Source organism: Herbaspirillum sp. Sphag64, assembly GCF_014192645.1.
Lineage (GTDB): Bacteria > Pseudomonadota > Gammaproteobacteria > Burkholderiales > Burkholderiaceae_D > Herbaspirillum.
Genome location: NZ_JACHYE010000009.1, coordinates 106167 through 129863, shown reverse-complemented (window position 1 = coordinate 129863; position 23697 = coordinate 106167). Strand labels below are relative to the sequence as shown.

24 protein-coding genes are annotated in these 23697 nt (G+C 56.1%); 12 read left to right on the top strand and 12 right to left on the bottom strand.

Annotation, left to right across the window (positions count from 1 at the left end; all coding sequences use genetic code 11):
- Positions 1 to 11 precede the first annotated feature (11 nt).
- From FHW66_RS15010 to tyrS, 3 genes are read right to left on the bottom strand one after another with little or no spacing between them, the layout of a single operon-like run.
- Positions 12 to 650: a YbhB/YbcL family Raf kinase inhibitor-like protein gene (locus FHW66_RS15010; RefSeq protein WP_183380621.1), complete on the bottom strand. Its 639-nt coding sequence runs from the start codon at positions 648 to 650 to the stop codon at positions 12 to 14.
- Positions 651 to 690: 40 nt separating this feature from the next.
- Positions 691 to 1146: a D-aminoacyl-tRNA deacylase gene (dtd, locus tag FHW66_RS15005; RefSeq protein WP_183380620.1), complete on the bottom strand. Its 456-nt coding sequence runs from the start codon at positions 1144 to 1146 to the stop codon at positions 691 to 693.
- Positions 1147 to 1184: 38 nt separating this feature from the next.
- Entirely contained in the window at positions 1185 to 2450 is a 1266-nt protein-coding gene (gene tyrS, locus FHW66_RS15000; RefSeq protein ID WP_183380619.1) for a tyrosine--tRNA ligase, read from the bottom strand.
- A 481-nt stretch (positions 2451 to 2931) separates the two neighbouring features.
- On the opposite strand from tyrS, the gene FHW66_RS14995 reads away from it, so the two are divergent.
- The 3 genes from FHW66_RS14995 to FHW66_RS14985 all read left to right on the top strand — a co-directional run bounded on the left by FHW66_RS14995 (position 2932) and on the right by FHW66_RS14985 (position 6880).
- Positions 2932 to 4332: a peptidoglycan DD-metalloendopeptidase family protein gene (locus FHW66_RS14995; RefSeq protein WP_183380618.1), complete on the top strand. Its 1401-nt coding sequence runs from the start codon at positions 2932 to 2934 to the stop codon at positions 4330 to 4332.
- Positions 4333 to 4424: 92 nt separating this feature from the next.
- Complete coding sequence (locus FHW66_RS14990; RefSeq protein WP_183380617.1) at positions 4425 to 5600, top strand: anhydro-N-acetylmuramic acid kinase; 1176 nt, start codon at positions 4425 to 4427, stop codon at positions 5598 to 5600.
- Positions 5601 to 5743: 143 nt separating this feature from the next.
- Positions 5744 to 6880: a branched-chain amino acid ABC transporter substrate-binding protein gene (locus FHW66_RS14985; RefSeq protein WP_255458993.1), complete on the top strand. Its 1137-nt coding sequence runs from the start codon at positions 5744 to 5746 to the stop codon at positions 6878 to 6880.
- Between the two features lie 25 nt (positions 6881 to 6905).
- Here the strand turns inward: FHW66_RS14985 and mtgA are convergent, their stop codons facing one another.
- From mtgA to mpl, 7 genes are all read right to left on the bottom strand, one after another.
- Complete coding sequence (gene mtgA, locus FHW66_RS14980; protein ID WP_183380616.1) at positions 6906 to 7664, bottom strand: monofunctional biosynthetic peptidoglycan transglycosylase; 759 nt, start codon at positions 7662 to 7664, stop codon at positions 6906 to 6908.
- 85 nt (positions 7665 to 7749) lie between these two features.
- On the bottom strand, positions 7750 to 8583 hold the full coding sequence (aroE, locus tag FHW66_RS14975; RefSeq protein ID WP_183380615.1) for a shikimate dehydrogenase: 834 nt from the start codon (positions 8581 to 8583) through the stop codon (positions 7750 to 7752).
- Between the two features lie 57 nt (positions 8584 to 8640).
- Positions 8641 to 9525 carry a TonB C-terminal domain-containing protein gene (locus FHW66_RS14970; protein WP_183380614.1) on the bottom strand — a complete coding sequence of 295 codons (885 nt, stop codon included), beginning with the start codon at positions 9523 to 9525 and terminating at the stop codon, positions 8641 to 8643.
- A 39-nt stretch (positions 9526 to 9564) separates the two neighbouring features.
- Positions 9565 to 11643, bottom strand: coding sequence for a ribonuclease catalytic domain-containing protein (locus tag FHW66_RS14965; protein WP_183380613.1), 2079 nt, complete (start codon positions 11641 to 11643; stop codon positions 9565 to 9567).
- A 31-nt stretch (positions 11644 to 11674) separates the two neighbouring features.
- Positions 11675 to 12268 (bottom strand): chorismate lyase, encoded by a 594-nt coding sequence (locus FHW66_RS14960; protein ID WP_183380612.1) that lies wholly within the window; start codon positions 12266 to 12268, stop codon positions 11675 to 11677.
- Between the two features lie 8 nt (positions 12269 to 12276).
- Entirely contained in the window at positions 12277 to 12879 is a 603-nt protein-coding gene (locus FHW66_RS14955) for a YqiA/YcfP family alpha/beta fold hydrolase (protein WP_183380611.1), read from the bottom strand.
- Positions 12876 to 14267, bottom strand: coding sequence for a UDP-N-acetylmuramate:L-alanyl-gamma-D-glutamyl-meso-diaminopimelate ligase (gene mpl, locus FHW66_RS14950; protein WP_183380610.1), 1392 nt, complete (start codon positions 14265 to 14267; stop codon positions 12876 to 12878). Before mpl ends, FHW66_RS14955 begins: the two co-directional genes overlap by 4 nt.
- A 159-nt stretch (positions 14268 to 14426) precedes the next feature.
- On the opposite strand from mpl, the gene FHW66_RS14945 reads away from it, so the two are divergent.
- The 9 genes from FHW66_RS14945 to FHW66_RS14905 all read left to right on the top strand — a co-directional run bounded on the left by FHW66_RS14945 (position 14427) and on the right by FHW66_RS14905 (position 22128).
- Positions 14427 to 15077, top strand: a complete 651-nt coding sequence (locus FHW66_RS14945) for a hypothetical protein (protein ID WP_183380609.1) — start codon at positions 14427 to 14429, stop codon at positions 15075 to 15077.
- Entirely contained in the window at positions 15064 to 15591 is a 528-nt protein-coding gene (locus FHW66_RS14940) for a TlpA disulfide reductase family protein (protein WP_183380608.1), read from the top strand. The genes FHW66_RS14945 and FHW66_RS14940 overlap by 14 nt, the downstream gene beginning before the upstream one ends.
- Positions 15592 to 15675: 84 nt before the next feature.
- Entirely contained in the window at positions 15676 to 16116 is a 441-nt protein-coding gene (gene aroQ, locus FHW66_RS14935) for a type II 3-dehydroquinate dehydratase (RefSeq protein ID WP_183380607.1), read from the top strand.
- 102 nt (positions 16117 to 16218) lie between these two features.
- The gene (accB, locus tag FHW66_RS14930) at positions 16219 to 16683 is read left to right on the top strand and encodes an acetyl-CoA carboxylase biotin carboxyl carrier protein (protein WP_183380606.1); all 465 of its coding nucleotides are present in this window, start codon (positions 16219 to 16221) and stop codon (positions 16681 to 16683) included.
- 137 nt (positions 16684 to 16820) lie between these two features.
- Positions 16821 to 18203: an acetyl-CoA carboxylase biotin carboxylase subunit gene (gene accC, locus FHW66_RS14925; protein ID WP_183380605.1), complete on the top strand. Its 1383-nt coding sequence runs from the start codon at positions 16821 to 16823 to the stop codon at positions 18201 to 18203.
- A 3-nt stretch (positions 18204 to 18206) separates the two neighbouring features.
- A complete protein-coding gene (gene prmA / locus FHW66_RS14920) occupies positions 18207 to 19124 on the top strand; it encodes a 50S ribosomal protein L11 methyltransferase (protein ID WP_183380604.1) in 918 nt (305 codons plus the stop codon).
- Positions 19125 to 19188: 64 nt separating this feature from the next.
- Positions 19189 to 20442 carry a DUF3426 domain-containing protein gene (locus FHW66_RS14915; RefSeq protein WP_183380603.1) on the top strand — a complete coding sequence of 418 codons (1254 nt, stop codon included), beginning with the start codon at positions 19189 to 19191 and terminating at the stop codon, positions 20440 to 20442.
- A 149-nt stretch (positions 20443 to 20591) separates the two neighbouring features.
- Positions 20592 to 21527 carry a carbohydrate kinase family protein gene (locus tag FHW66_RS14910; protein WP_183380602.1) on the top strand — a complete coding sequence of 312 codons (936 nt, stop codon included), beginning with the start codon at positions 20592 to 20594 and terminating at the stop codon, positions 21525 to 21527.
- Between the two features lie 55 nt (positions 21528 to 21582).
- A complete protein-coding gene (locus FHW66_RS14905; protein WP_183380601.1) occupies positions 21583 to 22128 on the top strand; it encodes a peroxiredoxin in 546 nt (181 codons plus the stop codon).
- A gap of 63 nt (positions 22129 to 22191) precedes the next feature.
- On the opposite strand, the gene FHW66_RS14900 is transcribed toward FHW66_RS14905, so the two are convergent.
- Together FHW66_RS14900 and FHW66_RS14895 are read right to left on the bottom strand one after the other, a co-directional pair.
- Positions 22192 to 22734: a YggT family protein gene (locus FHW66_RS14900; protein ID WP_183380600.1), complete on the bottom strand. Its 543-nt coding sequence runs from the start codon at positions 22732 to 22734 to the stop codon at positions 22192 to 22194.
- Positions 22735 to 22943: 209 nt separating this feature from the next.
- A complete protein-coding gene (locus tag FHW66_RS14895; protein WP_183380599.1) occupies positions 22944 to 23687 on the bottom strand; it encodes a histone in 744 nt (247 codons plus the stop codon).
- Positions 23688 to 23697 lie beyond the last annotated feature (10 nt).

Here is a 23697-nt window from a genome sequence, read left to right as displayed (position 1 = left end):
CGGATTTCAACTCACTTGAGTGCCGGGTTGAGCGTGTAGGTGCCGGTGATGCTGGCTTGCGCCAACACATGGCCTTGCAAGGCGTTGCGAACATCGCTACCGGTGAATTGCCCCGATACCTGCAACGCAGCCACATCCAGTGCGTAGAGCGTGAACACGTAATGATGCAGCAGGGCATCATTCCATGGTGGGCAAGGACCGTCGTAGCCAAAATAGTCGCCGCGCATGTCGCCGTCACCAGCGAACCAGCCGGTGTAATCGTTAATGCCGTGACGCGCACCATGCAGTGGATCACCGGGGATGCTCGGGCCGGCTTTACCGCGTGTGGTCACACCATTGCTCAGTTGTCCAGCGGCAATGCTACTGACCGTGAGCGGAATATCAACCAGCGTCCAGTGATAGAAGTCGACCCGCAGCAGCTCTGCCGGGACGGCACGCCCTTCCTGATTGACGTCGTCGCCTCGCGATGGCACATCAGGATCGTGGCAAACCAGCACCAGTGATTTCGCAGCAGCAGGTACATCACTCCAGGCCAGATGCGGGTTACGATTCGACGAGAGAGCGATGTGGCTCTTGGGATCGATCACAGCAAATGCAAATTCACCGGGAATGGCAGCGCCATCCTGAAAAGATTCGCTCCAGACTTTCATGTGTGCTCTCCTCAAAAGTTTCAGCTATGCGTGCCAGCCATTATCCTACGGTTGTCGGTTTGACCTGCAGCCAGAAGGTAACCGGGCCGTTGTTGGTCAGCGACACTTGCATATCGGCACCAAAGCGCCCTGTAGCCACGTCGGAATGACGGGCGCGGGCCTGGGCAACAAAATAGTCAAACAGGCGACGACCATCTTCAGGTGCCGCTGCCGGCGTAAACGAAGGACGCGTACCAGAGCGGGTATCAGCCGCCAGCGTGAATTGCGGCACCAGCAACAAACCGCCACCCACATCGCTGACACTACGGTTCATCTTGCCGGCATCGTCGCTAAACACCCGATAACCGAGCAGCTTGTTGAGCAAGGCATCGGCTTGCTGCTCGGTATCGCCACGCTCGGCGCACACCAGCACCAGCAGGCCAGTACCAATGGCACCGATCTGCTCGCCGTCAACGACGACGTCGGCACGGGTGACGCGTTGTAACAGATTGATCATTGTGCTTTCGTATTCGCTTCTGTGTTGATGACCCTGACTTAGCTCAGCGTCACGCGAGCAAACTTGCGCTTGCCAACTTGCACCACGAATGCACCTGGTTCGACCTTGAGGCCCTTGTCACTGATGACAGTGCCATCAATACGCACGCCACCCTGCTCGACCATACGCAAAGCTTCCGAGGTAGAAGCGCACAGATTGGCTTGCTTAAGCAGTTGACCGATACCCAGGGGAGCACCGCTCAGTGCCAGCTCTGGAATATCGTCAGGGATGCCGCCCTTGGAGCGGTTGACGAAATCAGCCAACGCATCTTCTGCTGCCTGCTGCGAATGGAAGCGAGTCACGATTTCCTGTGCCAGCGCAACCTTGATGTCGCGTGGATTCTGCCCTTCTTCCACGGCCTTGCGATAACCAGCAATATCGGCCAGCGAACGGAATGACAGCAACTCATAGTAACGCCACATCATGACATCGGAGATGCTCATCACCTTGGCAAACATGGTATTGGCCGGCTCGGTGATACCGATGTAATTGTTCTTGGACTTGGACATCTTGTCGACGCCGTCGAGTCCTTCCAGCAGCGGCATCGTGAGGATACATTGCGGCTCCTGACCGAAGTCCTTCTGCAATTCACGGCCAACGAGCAGGTTGAATTTCTGGTCAGTACCACCGAGTTCGAGGTCGGACTTCAGCGCTACCGAGTCATAGCCCTGCATCAGTGGATACAGAAATTCATGAACCGAAATCGGCGTGCCTTCCTTGAAGCGTTTGGTGAAGTCGTCACGCTCCATCATGCGCGCAACGGTATAGCGCGAGGCCAGTTGAATCATGCCGCGACTGCCGAGCGGATCACACCACTCCGAGTTGTAACGAATCTCGGTGCGTTGCGGGTCCAATACCAGACTGGCTTGCGCAAAATAAGTCTTGGCATTGAGCTCGATCTGTTCCCGCGTCAGTGGAGGACGCGTGGCATTGCGACCAGACGGATCGCCGATCATGGAGGTGAAATCACCAATGAGGAAAATCACGTTATGACCGAGATTTTGCAACTGGCGCATCTTGTTGAGCACCACGGTGTGACCAAGATGCAGGTCGGGCGCGGTCGGATCCAGACCAAGTTTGATGCGCAGGGGCTGCCCGCTTTGTTCAGCGCGCGCCAGCTTCTGCGCGAATTCGCTCTCGATGAGCAGCTCGTCGACGCCGCGTTTGGTGATGGCCAGTGCTTCCTGCACTTGATCGGAGAGCGGCAAGGAAGCTTGCGGGGCTACTGCTGGAGTGGACTTGGAGGAGGATTGTTCGAGGCTCATTGATGTCACTGAATCTGGCTAAATTTCACAGGAAAAATTGCTAAAAAATTACTAAATAAATACAAAGAAAAATACTAAAAATTAACTAAAAAGCATGACTTGAAAAAACTGACTTCCGCGCGTCTGAATTCGTACCAGAACCGACAAAATTGCGCAGATGCTTTGCTATAATGCGCACTTTCGTCTTTCTGCCGCACGCCACTTAGAAGCGCAATCAGCAGAGAATCAGCATTCATCGCTCGTCGAGAATCTGCAACCAGCGAACGTCAAACGGAGGGTATTGACGGCGCTGCGGTTGGCTTGGAACTGAGTTGGAATTGCGTTGCCTCTTGCCCGGACCGACAACATGTCGGCCAACAGCAAACGGCAAGCAACTTATCTGCAGCAATCCTGTTTGCGATGCTGTCAGGGTTGCTCTCGCACCACTTTTCCTGGAAACAGATTCGACACCAGCGTTAAACGGTAGATTTTAACGTATTGCATGTCCCCTAAAGATAAATTCAAGCGCGTGCGCGAGCTAAGTCGCAACGCCTCCCTGCTCTGCCACGAGAAATTTCATGGCGCCTCGCGCAAGACCCGCATTCTCGGCGCAGGTGCCTTGTTTCTGGCGGCGTTCACACTGGGCGCGGCCGGTTTTGCGCCTGCCAACCCGGATACTTCAGACGCGCCCGTGCATCCGATTGTCAAGGATCTGCCGTTGCCAAATCTGCAACAACAGATTGCCCATCTGGAAGATCAGCAAAACACCTATATCAGTCAGGAACGCGTTCGTCCCGGTGATACGCTGGCTAGTTTGCTGACGCGGCTCGGTGTGGACGATAGCGACGCGGCCAATTTCATCAAGTCAGATGCGACCGCGCGCACCGTGATGCAACTGCGTGCGGGCAAGCGCGTGATCGCGCGCACCTCCGACGAAGGACAACTGGAGCAGCTGACCACTACTCTGAGCGACAACAGCAATAGCAGCAGCCCGGTCAGCACGCTGGTCATTGATCGCCATGGCGACAAATTCCAGGCACGGACCGAACCGGCCCAACTGGAGCGGCGTGTCGAAATGCGCTCCGGGGTGATTCGCTCATCACTGTTTGCGGCCACCGACAGCGCAGAAATCCCCGACGCCATCGCCAGCCAAATTGTGGATATGTTTGCCACCAACATCAACTTCGCCTCCGACCTGCGGCGCGGTGACCGCTTTACGGTAGTCTATGAAACCTTCTGGAGTAATGGCGAGCCGGTTCGCACCGGGCGCGTGCTCGCTGGCGAATTCAACAATGCCGGCAACAACTATCAGGCAGTCTGGTTCGATGACCCGGGTAGCAAAATTGGCGGTGGCTACTATTCGTTTGATGGTAAGTCACTGAAGAAGGCCTTCCTCAAATCCCCACTGACATTTACCCGGATCTCTTCGGGATTTGCGATGCGCCTGCATCCCATTCTGGGCATCTGGAAACAGCACAAGGGTGTGGATTTCGCGGCGCCAACGGGTACCCCAATTCATGCCTCTGGCGACGGCGTGATCGACTTCGCAGGTCAACAAACGGGCTATGGCAACGTGGTCATGATCAAGCACTGGAGCAACTATTCGACCGTCTACGGCCACATGAGCCGTATTGCTCCCGGTTTGCGCAAGGGCATGAAGGTGAGTCAGGGTGAACTGATCGGCTATGTCGGCATGACAGGCTGGGCCACCGGACCACATTTGCACTATGAATTCCGTATCAACAATGTGCCTCGTGACCCACTGACGGTGGATATTCCGAATGCGCAACCGCTGGCCGGCAATCAGCTGCAACGCTTCCGTGCGGTCTCCACTGACATGAGTCGCCGCCTGGCATTGCTGCGTCCGGCAGGTAGCGCAAACGCGACGCTGGCGGCACGCTAGGGCTTGCTGGTAACGTTGCCCTGAGTGCATCTGGGCTACTGACCGGTGCTGGAATCGCTGTAAAATGCAGCGACTTCATCACCGGTTTTTTTATGGCTGCCGATTTCACTTCTGCCCGCGCTTGCGTGTTCAATTCTTCCTCACCGCTTTATATCGGACTGATGTCAGGCACCAGTCTGGATGGTGTCGATGGCGTGCTGGCGACGTTACCAGTCGACAATTCCAGCATGACAACGCTGGCGACAGCTTATATTCCCTTCAGCAATACTCTGCGCGCCGAACTGATGTCCTTGCAGAGCACCAGTGACAACGAGTTACAGCGAGAGGCACTGGCAGCAAATCAACTGGCCGAGCACTATGCGCAGTGCATTGCGGCGTTGCTGCTGCAGAGTGAAAAATCGGGGTCAGAGATCCGTGCTGTGGGTGTTCACGGCCAAACTATCCGCCATCGTCCGGAACTGGGGTTCACCCGTCAGACCAACAATGCGGCACTACTGGCAGAGCTATGCGGAATTGATGTAATTGCCGATTTTCGCAGTCGCGATATTGCAGCTGGCGGCCAAGGTGCGCCACTGGTTCCGGCTTTCCATCAGGCGATCTTTGGCAGTGCGCACGAGATGCGCGTCGTGGTCAACATTGGCGGCATCAGCAACATCAGCATACTGCCACCGGCAAATGATCCAGCCATGGCAGGTACTTCAGGTTTCGATACTGGCCCAGGTAACGTCCTGATGGATGCCTGGATTGCCCGGCATCAAGGTCTGGACTTCGACCGCGATGGCGCCTGGGGTGCATCCGGCACCATTGATCAGACACTGCTGCAGACCTTGTGCAACGATCCCTATCTTGCGCTACCGCCACCCAAGAGTACTGGCCGCGATTTGTTCCATGCTGCCTGGCTCGATCAACATCTGCAAGCGTTCGCGCAATTGTCTGCTGCAGATGTGCAGGCAACGCTGACCGCCTTTACCGCAGCGACCATCGCCGATGCCATCACCACCCATGCACCCGAAACAGCGGCGCTCTATGTCTGTGGAGGTGGCGCTTACAACACGTTTCTGATGCGCCTTCTGGAGTTGGCGTTGCTGCAACGTAGCAAAGCGATTGCGGTCGAATCGACGGCAATACTGGGCGTGCCACCGCACCAGGTCGAGGCACTGGCATTCGCCTGGCTGGCACAGCGTTTCTGCCTGCGATTGCCCGGCAATCTGCCAGCAGTGACTGGCGCAAGTGGCTTGCGCTTGCTAGGTGCACTGTATCCGTCTTAATTAGCTCAACCAATGATTCTGTACACACAGCAACATTGCCACACTAGAGACAACAAGCGATCTTAAAAGCGTGCTTCACCCTTTTGCCGATTGCTTTCATGCTATAAATCCGTGATCATCGAGCTTGAGACCGGAGGTGCGTCATGCCGACTTTTCCCTGCTTCCACAAACCTGTACTAGCGTTGCTCATGATGCTCATGACAGCAACCACCGTGGCACAGGATAACAGTCAGACTGCGTTGATTGCCGTTGCAGGCCCCTTACTCCAGCCACGCGGTCTCGGTACATTGCATGGTGTGCGGTTCGCGATCAGTCGCATCAATCAGGAAGGATTGCAGGTCAATGGCCAACGTGTAACGCTGAAGTTGCTTGAAATTGATGACAAGAATGATCTGAATTTTGCCCGCATTGGTGCACACAACGCCGTCAATGCGCGTGTGATCGGGGTGATCGGCCATCTGACGACCGACACCAGCATCACCGCCTCCGAAATCTACCACCAGGCACATATCCCTCAGCTATCACCGACTGCTGCCGGTCGTGCGTTTATCGACAGAGGCTTAGATAACGTGTTCCAGATGCTCAGCCATAGTGGTAATGCTGGCCTGTATCTGGCAGAAGAGGCAATCCATGTGTTGCAGGCGCAGCGCATCATGCTGGTCTATAACGACACCGTCCTGGGGCGCGAACTGAGCGCCAGGTTCAAGGCTGCTTTGGCAGACAAAGGTGGGAATCTTGTGGCAGAAGACAGGATCAGTGACAAGAGTTCGGACTTCAACGATATCCTGGCCAAAGTCATCCGAAGCAAACCCGATCTGATCTTCTTTGCCGGTGTCATGCCACAACCGAGCGCGTTTGCCGTTCGCCTGCATCAGAGCGGTCTATCGCCCAAGCTCTTGCTGGCGGGCGGCGCGCGTAATCCGCAGTTCCCGGTCAGCACCGAGGATTATCCCGATGGCACCTTGTTGCTCGAATCGGGGGTTCCCGTTGAAAAAAGACCTGATTTCAAAGCACTCGAAAAATCTTACCACGCGACTTTCTCTACTCCCCTCACTATTTACTCCCTATTTGCCTATGATGCCGTTGGTGCACTGGTGGAAGCGATGAAAGTATCGAAGTCGATGGAGCCAGCTGTGTTAGTGCAAACCCTGCACAAGATCAAATTCAACGGATTGTCCGGGCAAATATCATTTGCCGCCGATGGCAGCATCGAGAACTTCCACTACACCCTGTATCGTGCCGAAAAGGGCCGCTGGAATCCCATCAATACACTACCCTGAACAACCTCGATGCCAGATGCCAGTATCAGTGCTTGGGCTTGGCATGCTTCGGTTTAACGGCCGGTGCTGATGGCGTCTTGGGCTTAAGCGGCGGCAGCTCGGCAGCATTCATACGATGCAGGATCAATTCGGTGCGACTGGCGAGATAGGCGGAACCCGGGTTCTTGTCGTAAAACCGGGGCCGCGGCAGCATCACCGCCAATCGCGCGGCCTGACTTGGTCCCAGGCTGGCGGCACTGCTATGGTAGTAGTGCTGGGATGCCGCCTCGGCACCAAAGACGCCATTGCCCCACTCGACAACGTTGAGGTAAATCTCAAAGATGCGCCGCTTGTCCATCAAAAACTCGAGCATATAGGTAATGATGAATTCCTGCCCTTTGCGGACGTAACTGCGCTCACCGGATAGAAACAGATTCTTGGCCAACTGCTGGGTGATGGTGGAACCGCCGGCGACGACCTTGCCTTTCTTGGCGTTTTTCTCGTAGGCCTTTTGCAGCGCATCCCAGTCTACGCCTTCATGTTCCGTGAAATTCGCATCTTCGGAGGCGATGATGGCACGCTTGAGATTATTGGAAATGCGATCGTAAGGTACCCATTGGAACTGCAACTGCGCACTCGGATTCTTTTCTTGCAACAGGGATAATTGATGACGCATGAAGCTGGTGGATGTCGGATTGTGATCAACCCACCACCAGATCTGCACGAAGAAATAAAGCTGTAACAACAGCACCAGCGAAAATGGTACGACGACCAGCCACAGAAACAACTTGCGCAGGATTTTCATTTTTTTATCTTTGTCCTATCGAACGGCGTTACGTGTGCATGGCAAGTGTATTCCAACAAGCCGACAATGATGCAGGCAGCACCTGTTACTTCACTGCTGCCGACAACTGTGCACGTAAAGTGGCAAACACCTCTGCCGTCGTCGGACGCACACCACGCCAGAGCAAGAAAGCTTCGGCCGCCTGCTCGATCAGCATACCGAGGCCATCGCGCACAAGTGCGCCGTGTTGCGCAGCAAACTGCATAAATACGGTCGGAGCACTCCCATACATCATGTCGTAAGCCAGTGTTGTGGTTGTAAAGACGGCCCCAGAAATTGGCGGCACTTCGGCTTCCAGACTGGCGGAGGTGGCGTTGATAATGACATCAAAGGAGCCTTCCAGATCAGCATAAACGCTCGCCTCCAAGGGACTCTCATTGGCGAACGGCACAAACTGCGCGACCAGCTCCTGTGCCTTGGACACAGTGCGATTGGCCAGCACCAGTTCCGCAGGCTGTTGTTCGAGCAACGGCAGCAAGGCGCCACGGGCAGCACCGCCGGCGCCGAGTAGCAGTACCCGTTTGCCTGTCAACGTTACGCCAGCGTTGACAACAATGTCGGTAACCAGTCCCGCGCCATCGGTGTTGTCACCAAGTATCGCGCCATGCTCAAATTTGAGTGTGTTGACGGCGCCTGCCAGACGCGCGCGTTCAGTCACCTGATCCGCCAGCGTGTGTGCCTGCAGCTTGAAGGGAACGGTGACATTGGCACCGCAACCACCATCGGCAATGAAGCGTCGTACCGTTGCCGGGAAATCGTCCAACGGTGCGAGCAGGCGTTCATAGCTCAGCGTCTGACCAGTTTGACGGGCAAACCCGGCGTGGATTTCTGGTGATTTGCTGTGGGCAATCGGGTTGCCGATAACGACGTATGCATCCATGCGGAGTCTCTACTCTTGGTCTCTGTTCTTGGTGTCTGTTGTGTTCGATTCTGCTACTCACTGCACCGTGCTGACTTCGGCTTCCAGGGTATCCTGATGGGTGAAACGGAAGCGCGTAATCACTTCCCACACCTCGTTGCTGCCACTGCTGCGCATACTGGCCGGGAAGCTGCCAAACGGTGCCGAACGGCGCACGATCGCCAGCGCTGCGCGGTCGAGAACGGGATTACCGGAGCTGGCCTCTACTCTGGCGCCGCCTTCTTTTTCGTAAATACTGCCATCCTGAAATACTGGAATGTAGACAATCAGCTCACCGTAGAGCTTTTTACCATCCTGCTGGGGAAAATTGAGTGTCCCCAGCTTCTCAATCTTTTCCTGCAAGCTCTTGTAATAGATGGCGTAATTGGCTTCTCGCGTGCGCGCAGTGATTTGCGTCTTCTTTGGTCGCTTATTGTAAGCCTCGATATTGCGGTTGACTTCTGCTTCCATGCGGGCGATGGCCTGCGCATCCTGGAGATCACGAGCATTCGGTTGCAACGGGAGCGGTTGCGGTATCTGACGCTGCGGCGAGACGATTGCAGTCGTGCTCTGATTGAGCTGTGACAGAACTTTCTGCTGTTGCGCTTCGAGCTCGGCGACCTGACGCCGCACCGCCTTGATGCTATCGCCTTCCTCGACCTTGTGCATGTCGGGCAAGGGCGACTTGGCGCGTCCGTCATCGGCATTGCCGCCGCCGTCAAGATTGGCCTGTGCAATTGCATCAGCTTTTTGTGGTGCCTGTGCGTGTTTGGCATTGACCAGAATCACTTCCAGCCCGGGATCGGAAGGTCGCAGGCGAAAGCTCGCCGGGGCAGCAAAATGGATGCCCAGCAAGATCAGGTGCACCAGCGCAGAGAGCGCGAGTGCACCGGTGAGGAGTCGATTTTCAACGAACGGTTTCACAGGCGCGACGAGAGCGGAAAAAGTGATTTTACGACAAAGCTAGGCCTGATCCGGCGGTTCTACGTCAGTTCCGGTCGATGTCTCTGAAGGAATGGCGCTCTCGATCCCGGTTTCATCGGAAGGCATTTCTCCATTTTCACTCCCTTCGTTCCCTTCGCCGCCAGCGCCATCCTCATCGTCATCCTCATTGAGCACGGCATCGGCATTGGCGGGCTGCGCAACTGGCACATCGAGCAGTCGTGCCTCGACCGTGAGGTCAACCTCATCCCAGCGCAACAGATCCAGTTTGACCTGCAGGCCACGCGCAATCTGCGGCATGCCGGGCAGGCGAATGACCAGCGGGATATCCACCAGTCGCAGGATTTCGTCCTTGAGCACCACAGCATCGACCTGACGTGCCTGTTGTTGAGTCAGCCAGCGCAGACACCAGTAGCGCTCCATGCCGGACTGGAAGTCGGCATAGCCGGAATAGGCCGAATCAAATGAAGAGACGATGGCAAACAGATCGGCATCACGTGGTTTGAACGGTGCTGCCAGCGGCGCAGCGACGCCGTGTTCGAGACAAGCCAGAATCTGCCACTGATTGACCAGGTCGGTATAGCGCCGCAACGGCGAAGTGCTCCAGGCGTATTGATCCACGCCCAGGCCTTGATGGGGTGCGGCATGGGTGACCATACGTACCTGCATCTTGGCGGCCCAGCCACCACTGCCGCCGCCCTGCGCACGATAAATGCCCGGGACGCCGTGGTCGGCCATGAACTTGCCCCAGGTACTGTTGGCGAAGATCATCAGCTCGGCGACGATCTTGTCCAACGGTGCACCACGCTTGCGGCGGGTAATGGTGACGATGTCGTCGTCGACATAGAAATTGAAATCGACGCGATTGTTTTGTTCGGGGCGCAGACCAAAACTTTCACGTTTGGCCATGCGGCCTTTTTCCAGCACTTGCGCCCATTGCCATAGCAGGCCAATTTCAGCCTTGTGCGCATAGTCGCCACTGTTAGCGGCCAATGCTTCTTCAGTGACCAGTGCATCGAGATCGTTGTGGCGCAGATTGGCAGCAATAGGTACCAGCTCTGCACATGTTTCAGTCTCCAGTACCGACCAGTCGGCCGGGTCCAGTGTGGCGTACAGCGACAGTGCCGGACATGGTTTGCCGGCATCCAACGTATAGGCGGCCACCAGTGCGTCGGGGAGCATGGTGATTTTTTCGCCGGGCATGTAAACAGTCGACATGCGCTGGCGGGCAATCGCATCGAGTGCATCATCACGCCGGATCCCCAGGCCCGGTGCGGCAATGTGAATGCCGACACGAATCTTGCCATCGGCCAGCGTCACGACCGACAGGGCATCATCAATCTCGGTCGTGGTGACATCATCAATCGAAAATGCCTGAACGTCGGCCAACGGCAAATTAGCTGGCGGCAAGGGGACACTGACATCAGGGAAGCCGCTGCCCTTGGGGAAATATTCAAACAGAAATTTGGCATCATGCAACTGCTTCGGCGAAGCCAGGCCGCCAGTGCTGAGCATCAGTCGTTGCGGTGTGGTTTGCAATTCCTTGCAGGCCGCATCCAGAGCCTTGTATTCAATACTGTTTTTATCCGGCCGGAACAGCAGTTGCAGCGCCAGCGGCTTGAATGCCGCCGGCAAGCTGCCTGCCTTGAGCTGCTCGATATACTCGGCCTGCACCAGCGCTTGCTGCTTTTTCTTTTCGATCCCGGCCAACGCTGCCTGCAAGGAAGCTTCCGGTGCAGCCTTATAACGGCCTCGGCCTTTCTTGTAGAAGTAAATCGGGGAAGAATGCAGACACATCAGCAAACCCGCTGCTTCATGTGGCAGCGGCGGATGGCCAAAATATTCAGTACCGAGGTCAGCGAAGGCAAACTCCTCCTGTCCAGCGACTTCCCATAGAAAGTCGAGGTCAATTTCCTGTGCAATAGCCTGCGCCTGCTCGACCAACACTGCCGGTGCCGGTGTCGCGAACTGCAACACGACATCCTTGGCCTTGACCTTGCTACGCTTGCCGGTGATCAACTCGACCTGATAGGCCTCGCCCTGCTGGGACAGTACGCTGCCAGCCTTGAAATCACCGGATTCTTCAAAAAATAAATTCATCGATTACTTAGTTAACAATGCAGAAACTGCATCAGGATTCGTCAATATTGACCGCCATCAGCGTGCTGAGAGCGGGTAAGAAAACATCAGTCACCAGCAGCAATCTGCCTTGGCGACGAAACAAAGAACGCCGCGCATACAAGGGCAAGGCCGCCTGCACCGCCGCTACCTGAACCGGTGCCAGCCCGGCACAGAGTCGCCTGAGCAAGGGATGGCCAGCATACAGACGCGCAAACTGGATTGCACCGCGCTGTACCAGCGGATCGGCAAACAGACTCGCGCCCAACGGCCGTTCGCCCAATCGCCCGAAAAACGGCCAGGCAGGCAATGCTGACAACGCAGCCACCGTATGCCCGAACAGCACCGGCTGACCATCACAATGCAAGATCACATCCCGTTCCTGTACTGGCACTCGTGGTGTCAGTTGCAGCAGATCACATTCGTCAGCAAGTGCGTTGCCGGTGCATTGACGCAACCTTTGCACCCGTAGTTCCTGACACCGTGCACGCAACTTGTAGGTCATCGAGCCGGGATCCGCCAGCCAGCTGCGCAGGACCGATCCGGGTCTCAGCGCCAGTGGATGATCGAACCACCGTGCGCGACTGTGCAGTGTTGACAGACTCATCGGCAGACTCATTGACTACGCTTGCCGGAAGTTGTCGGCAAGGGATCAACCCCGCAAAAGCGCAATACCGCATCCGCGTAGTCGGCAAACTCGGCGATGCCATGGTCACTACCTTCAATCACGGTGTGCTGGGCGCCCGGATAATGCGCCACCATATCGCGCCAGTCGAGCACTTCGTCGCCGGTTGCGGCAATCAGAAAGTAACGTTGCGGCTGGGTGATCCGGTCGATCATCAAGGTCTTGAGTTCGTCAATGTACGCGCGCTTGAACTCGAACGGCGCATCAGAATGATATTGGGTCGTCACGCCGACATAGGACTCCAGATCACGCGGTGGCTTGACTGCCGGATTAAGCAGTACGGCACGACAACCCAGTTTTTCAGCCAGCCAGGTGGCATAGAAACCGCCCAACGAAGAACCGACTACCGTCAGTTGTTCCGGTGGGCAAGCACCAATGCACTGCAGCGCCAACGCTATCGCCGCTGCCGGTGAAGCCGGCAACTGCGGGCAAAGATAGTCTTGCGCGCGCCCCAGTGCCTGCATCCGTTGCGACATCACCCTCGCCTTGAAAGACTGCGGCGAGGAGCGGAAGCCGTGCAGATACAGAATCATGCGAGCGCATCCAGCAGTTTTTGATGCACACCACCAAAACCACCGTTACTCATGACCAACACCTGATCCCCGGGTTGTGCGGCGCGCTTGACTGCCTGCACCAGCGCGGCGAGATCGTCAAAGGCCTGCGCCTTGTCACCCAGCGGTGCCAATGCCTGTCCAAGATCCCAGCCCAGTGCCTCCTTCGGATTGCCCTTGGCACCAAAGCCAAAGACCAGATCGGCCTGCGCCAGACTCCCTGGCAAGGCCTCTTTCATGGTGCCTAGCTTCATGGTGTTGGAGCGCGGCTCCAACACCGCCAGGATGCGCGCATTGCCGACCTTCTTGCGCAAACCGGCAACGGTGGTCGCAATCGCGGTAGGGTGATGGGCAAAGTCGTCATAGACCGCCACACCATTGGCTGTGCCGCGCAATTCCATGCGCCGTTTGACACTTTCAAAGCGCGCCAGCGCCTCAATCGCTATTGCCGGGGCAACCCCAACATGGCGCGCGGCAGCTACTGCTGCCAGCGCATTGAGGCGGTTGTGCTCGCCGGTGAGCGGCCATTGCACGGTCCCTTGCAACTGGCCATCGAAGAAAATCGCAAAGCTGCCATCGTCATGGGTTTGGATAGCCCAGCCAGATTCCCCGGCAGCAACACCAAAGGATTCGCACTCGCTCCAGCAGCCACGAGCAATCACGCGCTCCAATGCTGGCTCACGGGCGTTCACCAGTAAGCGGCCGATGCCGGGAACCGTGCGTACCAGATGGTGAAACTGGGTCTCGATCGCGGTCAGATCAGGGAAGATGTCTGCATGATCGTATTCGAGATTGTTCAGGATTGCCGTGCGCGCATGGTAGTGCACGAATTTACTGCGCTTGTCGAAGAAAGCAGTATCGTACTCATCGGCTTCAATGACGAAGAACACGGAATCGCTTTGTTTAGCCGTAGTTGGGCCTGACAAGCGCGCAGAAATGCCAAAATTCATCGGCACGCCACCAATCAGGAACCCCGGGGCATAGCCGGCATGTTCGAGTATCCACGCCAGCATTGCCGAGGTGGTGGTTTTGCCATGGGTGCCAGCAACCGCCAGAACCCATTTGTCACGCAGGATATGTTGCCCCATCCATTGCGGTCCGGACATGTAGGGCAAGCCACGATTGAGGATTTCTTCCATCAAGGGATTGCCGCGCGAGACCACGTTGCCGATGATAAACAGATCGGGTTGCAACCGGATCTGTTCCGGCCCAAAACCTTGAATCAATTCAATGCCCTGAGCCTCCAGCTGGGTGCTCATCGGGGGGTAGACATTGGCATCGCAGCCGGTAACCTTGTGGCCGGCCTGTTTGGCCAGCACTGCCAGGCCCCCCATGAAGGTGCCGCAAATGCCGAGGATATGAATGTGCATAGTCAATCTTGAGAACGAATCCCGAGATTCTACCTGAGCCGGGCGCCGGAACGGCGAGGATCTGGACGGCTGCGCGGGATTTGTTATGCGTTTTTTCAGATCATGAAGCCTGGCATGGCGAACTGATCTCCTGAACGGGTTCGGGGTATCATTGCGCCCATGTACCAGAACGATACCGACATCCTGCGCGCCGAAATCGCCGCTGCAGCAGCCCGCATGATCGCCGAAGATGGCGCCGATTATGCAACTGCAAAGCGCAAGGCTGCGCGACAACTACTGGGCGACAACAAGTCTCGCGGCGATGTCATGCCCGATAACGCGCAAGTTGAAGAAGAAGTACGTCTTTATAATGAGCTTTTCTTCGGCGATACGCAGCCAGCCCGACTCTTGCAGTTAAGACAACTTGCATTGCAACTGATGCAGGATTTGTCGCACTTCAACCCCTATCTAACTGGTGCCGTGCTCAACGGTACCGCTGGCGAGCATTCCGACATTTACCTGCAGCTCTTTACCAGTAGTGCCAAGGATGTGGAGATTTTTCTTTTAAACAAGAATATTGATTTCGAGGTCAGTGAAAGTACCCACTTCAAAGGCGCAGACCGACATGCTCCAGTGGAAACGCTGAGCTTTCTGTACCGGCAGCGCGGCAACGCTCCAGAGGGCGTTCATCTTGCCGTGTATGATACCGACGACCTGCGCGGCGGACTACGCAACGGCAAGCGCGGAGAACAAGGCAAAGAGTCCGCAGAACGCGCCAATATCGAGGCGGTGCGCCGCCTGATCATGAAAGAGAACGATGAAAACTCGTAACCTGTTGATTTTTATCATTGTTGCCGTGATTGCAGCAGGCATAGGTGCCTATGTCAGTCACCAGCGCACTACAGTCAAGCTCGCCACAACGGCGACCGATCCCGCATTGGCAGCACTGTTTGCACAAACCCTGCCTGACAGTCATGGCAAGCCACAAGCCTTATCACAATGGCAAGGAAAGCCGCTGATCATTAACTTCTGGGCTACATGGTGCGCGCCATGTGTTCAAGAAATGCCGGAACTGGCTGCCATGCAGAAAGAAATCACCCCGGTCCAGATCATTGGCATCGGCGTCGACAGTCAGGAAAACATCGCGCAATTTGCAGAAAAAATGCATATCAATTATCCTCTCTATGTTGCCGGTACCGGTGCCACGGAATGGATGCGACAATTCGGCAATTCTGCCGGTGGTTTACCTTTCACGGTATTGGTCGGACTGGACGGCAATGTCAAAAAAGTCTATCTTGGCCGCCTCAACTTTGAGCAGTTACGCCAAGATCTGAAATCCCTGTAAAACACTCAAATCAAGTTTCTCTTGCCAAATGCAGTCATTTGACGGCAAAATGCGCGCATCGCCGTCAAACGGAGCTTTATCTCAATGGCAAAACACCTTCTCCTCCTGAATGGCCCCAACCTGAATTTACTGGGGACGCGGGAGCCTGAAGTCTACGGTTCGACGACCCTGGCAGACATTGAACAGCGTGCTTCCTTGCAAGCCAGCAAGGCCGGTGCGACGCTCAACAGCTTCCAGAGCAACCACGAAGGCGCCCTGATTGACCGTATTCACGCCGCACGTCAAGAGGGCGTCGATGCAATCGTGATCAACCCGGGCGGACTCACCCACACCAGTGTTGCCCTGCGGGATGCGCTGGCTGGCGTGGCTATTCCTTTTGTGGAAGTGCATATCTCGAACGTCCATCAGCGCGAATCCTTCCGCCATCACTCCTATCTGTCAGGCATTGCCAAGGCAGTGTTATGTGGTTTCGGTGTCGATGGGTACCGCCTCGCAATTGATCACCTGTTACAAGTATCGGCTTAGGTTCAGCTTAGCTTCATTTCATCCACATCGCCACTGTCTGAGGCGATGTTGGGTTAATCAAATGCATTTTTCTTGCTACTAATTACTTACTGAGGAATTCACATGGATTTACGGAAACTCAAAACGCTGATCGACCTGGTCGCCGAATCTGACATCGAAGAACTGGAAGTCACCGAAGGCGAAAGCAAGGTACGTATCGTCAAGTCGTCAGCGACACCGCAAAACCAGGTCGTGATGATGCAGCCACAAGCGTCCTATCCACAAACACTGCAAGCCGCTCCTGCTGCTGCACCTGTGGCAAGCGCCGCACCGGCAGCCCCTGTCGTACCAGAGGGTCATATCGTCAAGTCGCCAATGGTCGGCACCTTCTACCGCTCTTCGGCGCCAGGCTCTCCCGCTTTCGTGGAAGTGGGCAAGGAAGTCAAGGAAGGCGATACGCTGTGCATTATCGAAGCAATGAAGCTGCTCAACGAAATCGACGCCGACAAATCCGGCGTGATCAAGCAGATCCTGGTTGAAAACGGCCAACCGGTCGAATTCGGTCAACCGTTGTTCGTGATTGGCTAAATCCTGCCAGAACGGAATCGGGGATGGCACGCCGGGCTCGGCAGGCATCATTAAATGCCGTCGCCGTCCCGAACTCCCTGGCGGATCTGGTTATCTGACTCTAAACGCTTGACTCTTGGCGAAGCACATTTCCTCTTATGTTTGAAAAAATACTTATCGCCAATCGTGGCGAAATTGCCCTTCGTATCCAGCGCGCATGCCGCGAAATGGGTATCAAGACCGTGGTCGTGCACTCCGAGGCCGACCGTGAAGCAAAATACGTGAAGTTGGCAGATGAATCAGTATGTATCGGCCCCGCACCTTCCGCGCTGAGCTATCTGAACATGCCGGCCATCATCAGCGCCGCTGAAGTTACCGATGCGCAGGCGATCCACCCCGGTTATGGCTTCCTCTCTGAGAATGCCGACTTCGCCGAACGGGTTGAGCAATCCGGCTTCGTCTTCATTGGTCCGCGTGCAGAAAACATCCGCATGATGGGCGACAAGGTCTCGGCTAAACAAGCCATGATCCGCGCTGGCGTGCCATGCGTACCTGGCTCGGAAGGTGCGTTGCCAGACAATCCAAAGGAAATCGTTCAAATTGCACGCAAGATCGGTTATCCGGTCATCATCAAGGCAGCTGGCGGTGGCGGTGGACGCGGTATGCGCGTGGTGCATACCGAAGCGGCACTGATCAATGCGGTCACGATGACCAAGACGGAAGCTGGCGCTGCGTTCGGCAATCCCGAAGTCTATATGGAGAAATATCTGGAAAATCCACGTCACGTGGAAATCCAGATTCTGGCCGACGAACACAAGAATGCCATCTGGCTGGGCGAGCGCGACTGCTCGATGCAACGTCGCCACCAAAAGGTTGTCGAAGAAGCACCAGCACCCGGTATTCCACGCAAAATCATCGAAAAGATCGGTGAGCGCTGCGCCGAAGCTTGCCGCAAGATGAATTACCGCGGCGCGGGTACCTTTGAATTCCTCTACGAAAACGAAGAGTTCTACTTCATCGAAATGAATACCCGCGTGCAGGTTGAACATCCGGTCACAGAAATGATCACCGGCGTCGATATCGTGCAGGAGCAGATCCGTATCGCTGCCGGCGAAAAGCTGCGCTACCGTCAGCGCGACATCGAACTCAAGGGCCATGCCATTGAGTGCCGTATCAACGCTGAAGATCCGTTCAAGTTCATCCCGTCGCCAGGTCGCCTGACCGCCTGGCACGTACCTGGTGGTCCTGGTATCCGGGTTGACTCGCATGCCTATGCCGGCTACTTCGTTCCGCCAAACTATGATTCGATGGTGGGCAAAGTGATCTCCTATGGCGCAACGCGCGAACAGGCAATCCGCCGGATGCAGATCGCGCTGTCGGAGATGGTGGTTGAAGGTATTCAGACCAACATCCCGTTGCATCGCGAACTAATGGTGGATGCCCGCTTCATCGAAGGTGGCACCAATATTCATTACCTCGAGCATAAACTGGCAGAACGTCCCGCGACGCCGCCAGCGGCCGAGAAACCTGCGAAGAAGTGAGCGATGGGCTGGACCGAAATTGTGATTGAAGTCACGCGCGACCAGGCTGAGGCCTTGTCGGACGCGTTGATGGAAGCTGGTGCCTTGTCGGTGTCGGTAGAAGATGCTGACGAAGGCACACTGGCAGAGCAGCCGCTGTTTGGCGAACCAGGGATGGAGCCAACGGAAGCCGCCTGGGAGCGTAGTCGCGTCGTGGCGCTGGCCGATATCGATGCCGACCATGCCGCGCTGGTCAATGCGGCTGGCGCTGCCATCGGTGCCTCTGCCAGCTTGCCATTCACGCTGCGCTCAGTGGCTGATCAAGACTGGGTGCGCCTGACGCAATCGCAATTCGATCCTATCCATATCGGCAAACATATCTGGGTCGTGCCAAGCTGGCACGACGCGCCAGAGCCCGATGCGCTGGTTCTGGAGCTTGATCCAGGGCTGGCCTTTGGTACCGGCAGCCACCCAACCACGCGCTTGTGCATGGAATGGCTGGAGCAGCATGTCAGTGCCGAGACCGGCAATCTGCTCGATTACGGCTGTGGTTCCGGCATTCTGGCGCTGGTCGCCAAAAAACTGGGCGTGCAGCACGTGATTGGGGTCGATATTGACCCGCAGGCACTGGAATCGGCGCACTTCAATAGCGAACGCAATACCTGCGAAATCGACTACTTCCTGCCAGAAGCATTTGCACAGCAGTCCCCAGAAGGCGAAACCTATAACGTCGTTGTCGCCAATATTCTAGCCGGCCCTTTGCAACTGATGGCGCCAATGTTGGCAGGCCGCGTTGCGGCAGGTGGTTCGCTGGTCTTGTCGGGTGTGCTGGATCGGCAGGCAACCGAAGTGATTGCAGCCTACTCACCTTATATCACCCTGCAGATCTGGGCCGAGCACGAAGGCTGGGTCGCGCTTAGCGGCCAGCTGCCTGCTGCCTGAGAATGCAACGCGGCAGGGTGACATGCTTGTTGGTGTGCTTCGTGTCTGGTAGCGAGGCCTGCTGATGAAATTGGCAACCCAGTGCCCGTTCTGCCAAACCACCTTTCGGGTAGCGCCTGAGCAATTGACGTTGCGTGGCGGTCTGGTACGTTGCGGCCACTGCAAGGAAGTCTTTGATGGTAACCAGTATCTGGTCGCACCAGATCTGCCGATCAGCCCGCCAGACACCCAGCAAATTCTGCAGCCGACAATAACACCGGAGGGCCTGCCTTCCGCCCCTTCTGCTCCATCCTCTCTCGCCCCCGAAACGAATGCACCTGCAGAGGTTCCACCATGGATGGCCGCCAGTCTCGCGGACACCTTTGCCAGTGTTGCAGCGGCAACCAGTGATGCGCCATGGGGTGCGCCAGAAGAAACAACTTCACCTGTCCCGCTACCGCTCCCACAGACCGCAGCAGCCAATCAGGAAGCCGACGGCGTTGAGCCAATATCGATATCCCCTGACCAAAGCTCTGGTGCAAATAAGGATGAGGTTTTGTCTCCGCGTACTGCAGAAGCAGAGGCCGATACACTGGCAGCGACGTCGGATATGGCAGTCGTTGAATATGTAGCAATCCCGGTCGCCACCAAGGAAACGGACGTCGAACATAGCGATGTGCCATCCGGGGAAGAAGACAAAGAAACGCACCAAGAAGTGCACAAAGAAATTCACAAAGAAGCACGCCAAATAGTGGAAGTAGAAGCGGAAGAAGAAGACCGAGAAGAACAAGTAGACGAAGATGAGGACGCCGAGCCACCCGGCTTCGTCCGGCGCGCCGAGCGGCAGGCACGGCTCGCTCGGATTGCCCGTATTGGCATGGCGATCGGTACCGTACTGCTGGTCATCGCGCTGTTGCTACAAGGAGTCTATCTCGGACGCAACCAATTGGCAGTCTGGCTGCCAGCCACGCGCGCGCCCTTGTCTGCGATGTGCGAACGCCTGCACTGCAGGATCGGATTACCCAGCAGCATCGGGCAACTCTCCCTGGAATCCAGCGAGCTGCAACTGATTCCGCCCAACCAGAATATCTATAGCCTGAACCTGCTGCTGCGTAACCGCAGCACGTCCGCTGAAACCTGGCCCTACATCGAGCTGACGATCAATGATGCTGACGACAAACCAATCACCCGGCGGATTTTTCTGCCCAAGGAATACCTGGGCTCCCCCCAACAGGTAAGCGACGGTTTTGCCGCCGAGAGCGAGCAGCCAGTGAAGCTGACCTTCGAATTGGCGCAATCGACGGCTGCCGGCTATCGGGTCTATCTGTTTTTTCCCTGAAGCAGCCTCAGCAGGCTAACTAGACTAGCTTGCTACCAGTCAGCGATGATCAATGGCTGATAACGATTGCTAACTAACGACAATCCACAGCAAGTCGGACCTGATTCTTCTACAATGCAGCATCCTCAAATTTTTTAAAGACTTCTCTCATGAGTTCACTTATCTGCGGCTCGTTGGCGTTCGACTCGATTATGCAATTCGAAGGACGTTTTGCCGAGTCACTGTTGCCCGAACAGTTGCACAAGATCAACGTCTCGTTTCTGGTTCCAGCGATGCGTCGCGAGTTTGGCGGTTGCGCCGGCAATATCGCCTACAACCTCAAACTACTTGGTGGCGAGCCGCTGATCATGGCTACCGCTGGTCAGGATGCAGCACCCTATCTGGAGCGGCTCGCTGCGCTGGGCATCTCGACTCGCTGTGTGCGCGTAATTGAATCGTCCTATACCGCACAATGCTTTATCACTACCGATGCTAGCAGTAACCAGATTACTGCGTTCCACCCTGGCGCCATGACCTATTCGCATGAAAACAAGGTTGCCGATGCGGGGCCAGTCAAGTTTGCCATCGTGGCACCAGATGGCCGGGATGGCATGCTGCAACATGCCGAGCAAAGCGCTGCACTGGGCATTCCACTGATTTTTGATCCGGGCCAAGGCTTGCCGATGTTCAGCGGTGATGATCTCAAGCATTTCATCGACCTGGCAACCTACGTCGCCGTCAATGATTACGAAGCCGAGTTGCTGATGGCACGTACCGGACTGACACTGGAGCAGATTGCGCAGCAGGTGTCGGCATTGATCGTGACACGTGGAGAGCAGGGCGCTGAAATTTTCACCGGCGGCCGAAAAATCGACATCCCTTGTGTTCCTGCAGCGACGATTGCCGATCCGACTGGCTGTGGCGACGCCTTCCGCGCCGGCATGCTGTTTGGATTGACCAAGGGAATGGATTGGGAAACCACCGGACGCCTGTCGAGTTTGATGGGGTCGATCAAGATCGCCTCGCAAGGTCCGCAGAACCATGCGCCATCACTGGCAGAAATCGAAGAACGCTTTCACCAAAATTTCGGTTATCGCTTTGCCTGATCGGGACGGCAACTGGCACCAGTTTTCTTCACTCAATGCATTGAAAGGATTGTTCATGAAACGTTTGATCTCCACACTGGCCATCTCCTTGAGTGCATTGTCTGCCAGCCAGATGGCATGGGCCGAGTTGAAAGCGGGTGACAAAGCACCGGATTTTTCGGCGCAGGTGGCCTTGGCTGGGCAAGTTTCCACTTTTACGCTCGATGAGGCGCTCAAGAAGGGGCCTGTCGTGCTCTACTTCTATCCTGCGGCCTTTACCACTGGCTGCACAATTGAGGCCCATCTGTTCGCGGAAGCGACCGACAAGTTCAAAGCGTTGGGAGCAACGGTGATCGGCGTCTCCAACGACAGTCTGGATACGCTCAAACGCTTTTCGGTCAGTGAATGTGGTGGCAAGTTTGCGGTAGCTGCCGATACCGACCAAAAGATCATGAAATCGTATGACTCGGTATATCTGTTCAAGACCAATTACGCCAATCGTGCCTCGTACGTCATTGCGCCAGATCACACCATCCTCTACGAGTACACCAGCATGAGCCCGGACAAGCATGTCGCCAATACCCTGGCTGCGGTGCAGGAATGGGATGCAAAGAAGAAGTAAGCGACAGAAGAAGCTGATGATGCAGGCAGATGGCAGCCGCTAATGCGCTGCCGCCCGGCTTGTTCAGAGCAGCATGAAGATCAGACTTTCCACAACACGGGCAGCGATCTGCAACAGAATCAGCGCAACCAGTGGTGAAAGATCAATGTTACCGATCAGCGGCACAACGCGGCGCAATGGGCGCAACAGCGGCTCATTAAGGGCGCGCACAAAGGGGGCCAGCGGCGCGTACGGATTAACCCAGCTGAAAATAGCCTCAATGATCAACGTCGCGATAAAGCCGTAGAAAATCCACTGAGAAAAACGCAGTAGTGCAAACAGGACGATCGGCTGAAAGGCGAATCCTGAACTGATACCGACGTTCGCAATGATCGAGAGCAAAACGATCAGAAACGCGCCAAACAGACTCGCCCAATCATAGCCACCAACACCGGGCAACACCCGACGCAGCGGCTTGACCAGCCAATCCGACAGCTGGAACACAAACTGCCCGACGGATGCAGGAGGCCGCACCTGCACCACCTGGGTCCAGAAGCGCAACAGAAGTACACCCGCCAGAACGCTGGCAATGGTATCCACGATCAACACGAAAATGCTATGCAACACGGTTACTCTCCATTCGTAGCAAGATCGAATTCGACACATCATCGATTCGATTGTCAGCGCCCATACTAAACCATCTCAACCATCGTCTGTAGATCGCCATGTGGGGATGTCGAAGAAATCGACAAGATAAAAAAACCGCTGCATAACCCACCTCGGTGAGTCACGCAGCGGCATCGCACCCGATTGCTCGGGGCTCAGGCACCGTCTGATTAAGGACGGCTTGTGCCTGTTGGGAAAGGCCAAGCTGCTGCTGGATTAAGCACAGTCTTGACTGCAGGTGCCGCAGCTGCAGGCTTAGCGGCTGGCTTCTTGGCAGTTGCCTTCTTCGCTGCAGGCTTGGCGGCTGGCTTAGCGGCTGCTTTCGCTGCTGGCTTGGCTGCTGCCTTAGTTGCTGGCTTAGCGGCTGCTTTTGCTGCCGGCTTGGCTGCTACCTTGGCAGCTGGCTTCTTAGCGGCAACGGCCTTCTTCGGCGCTGCTACCTTCTTAGCTGCTGGCTTGGCTGCTGCTTTCGCTGCTGGCTTGGCTGCTGCCTTGGCGACTGGCTTCTTGGCGGCGACTGCCTTCTTCGGTGCTGCTGCCTTCTTCGCTACTGGCTTGGCTGCTGTCTTGACCACTGGCTTCTTGGCGGCGACTGCCTTCTTCGGTGCTGCTGCCTTCTTCGCTACTGGCTTGGCTGCTGTCTTGACCACTGGCTTCTTGGCGGCGACTGCCTTCTTCGGTGCTGCTGCCTTCTTTGCTACTGGCTTAGCCGCTGCCTTGACGACTGGCTTCTTGGCGGCGACTGCCTTCTTCGGCGCTGCTGCCTTCTTCGCTACTGGCTTGGCTGCTGCCTTCGCTGCAGGCTTAGCTGCTGCCTTGACGACTGGCTTCTTAGCGGCGACCACTTTCTTGGCGGCTGCCGGCTTCTTTTCAGCAGGCTTTTTCGCCGCTGCTTTCTTTGTTGCTGTTGCCATTTTGTTTCTC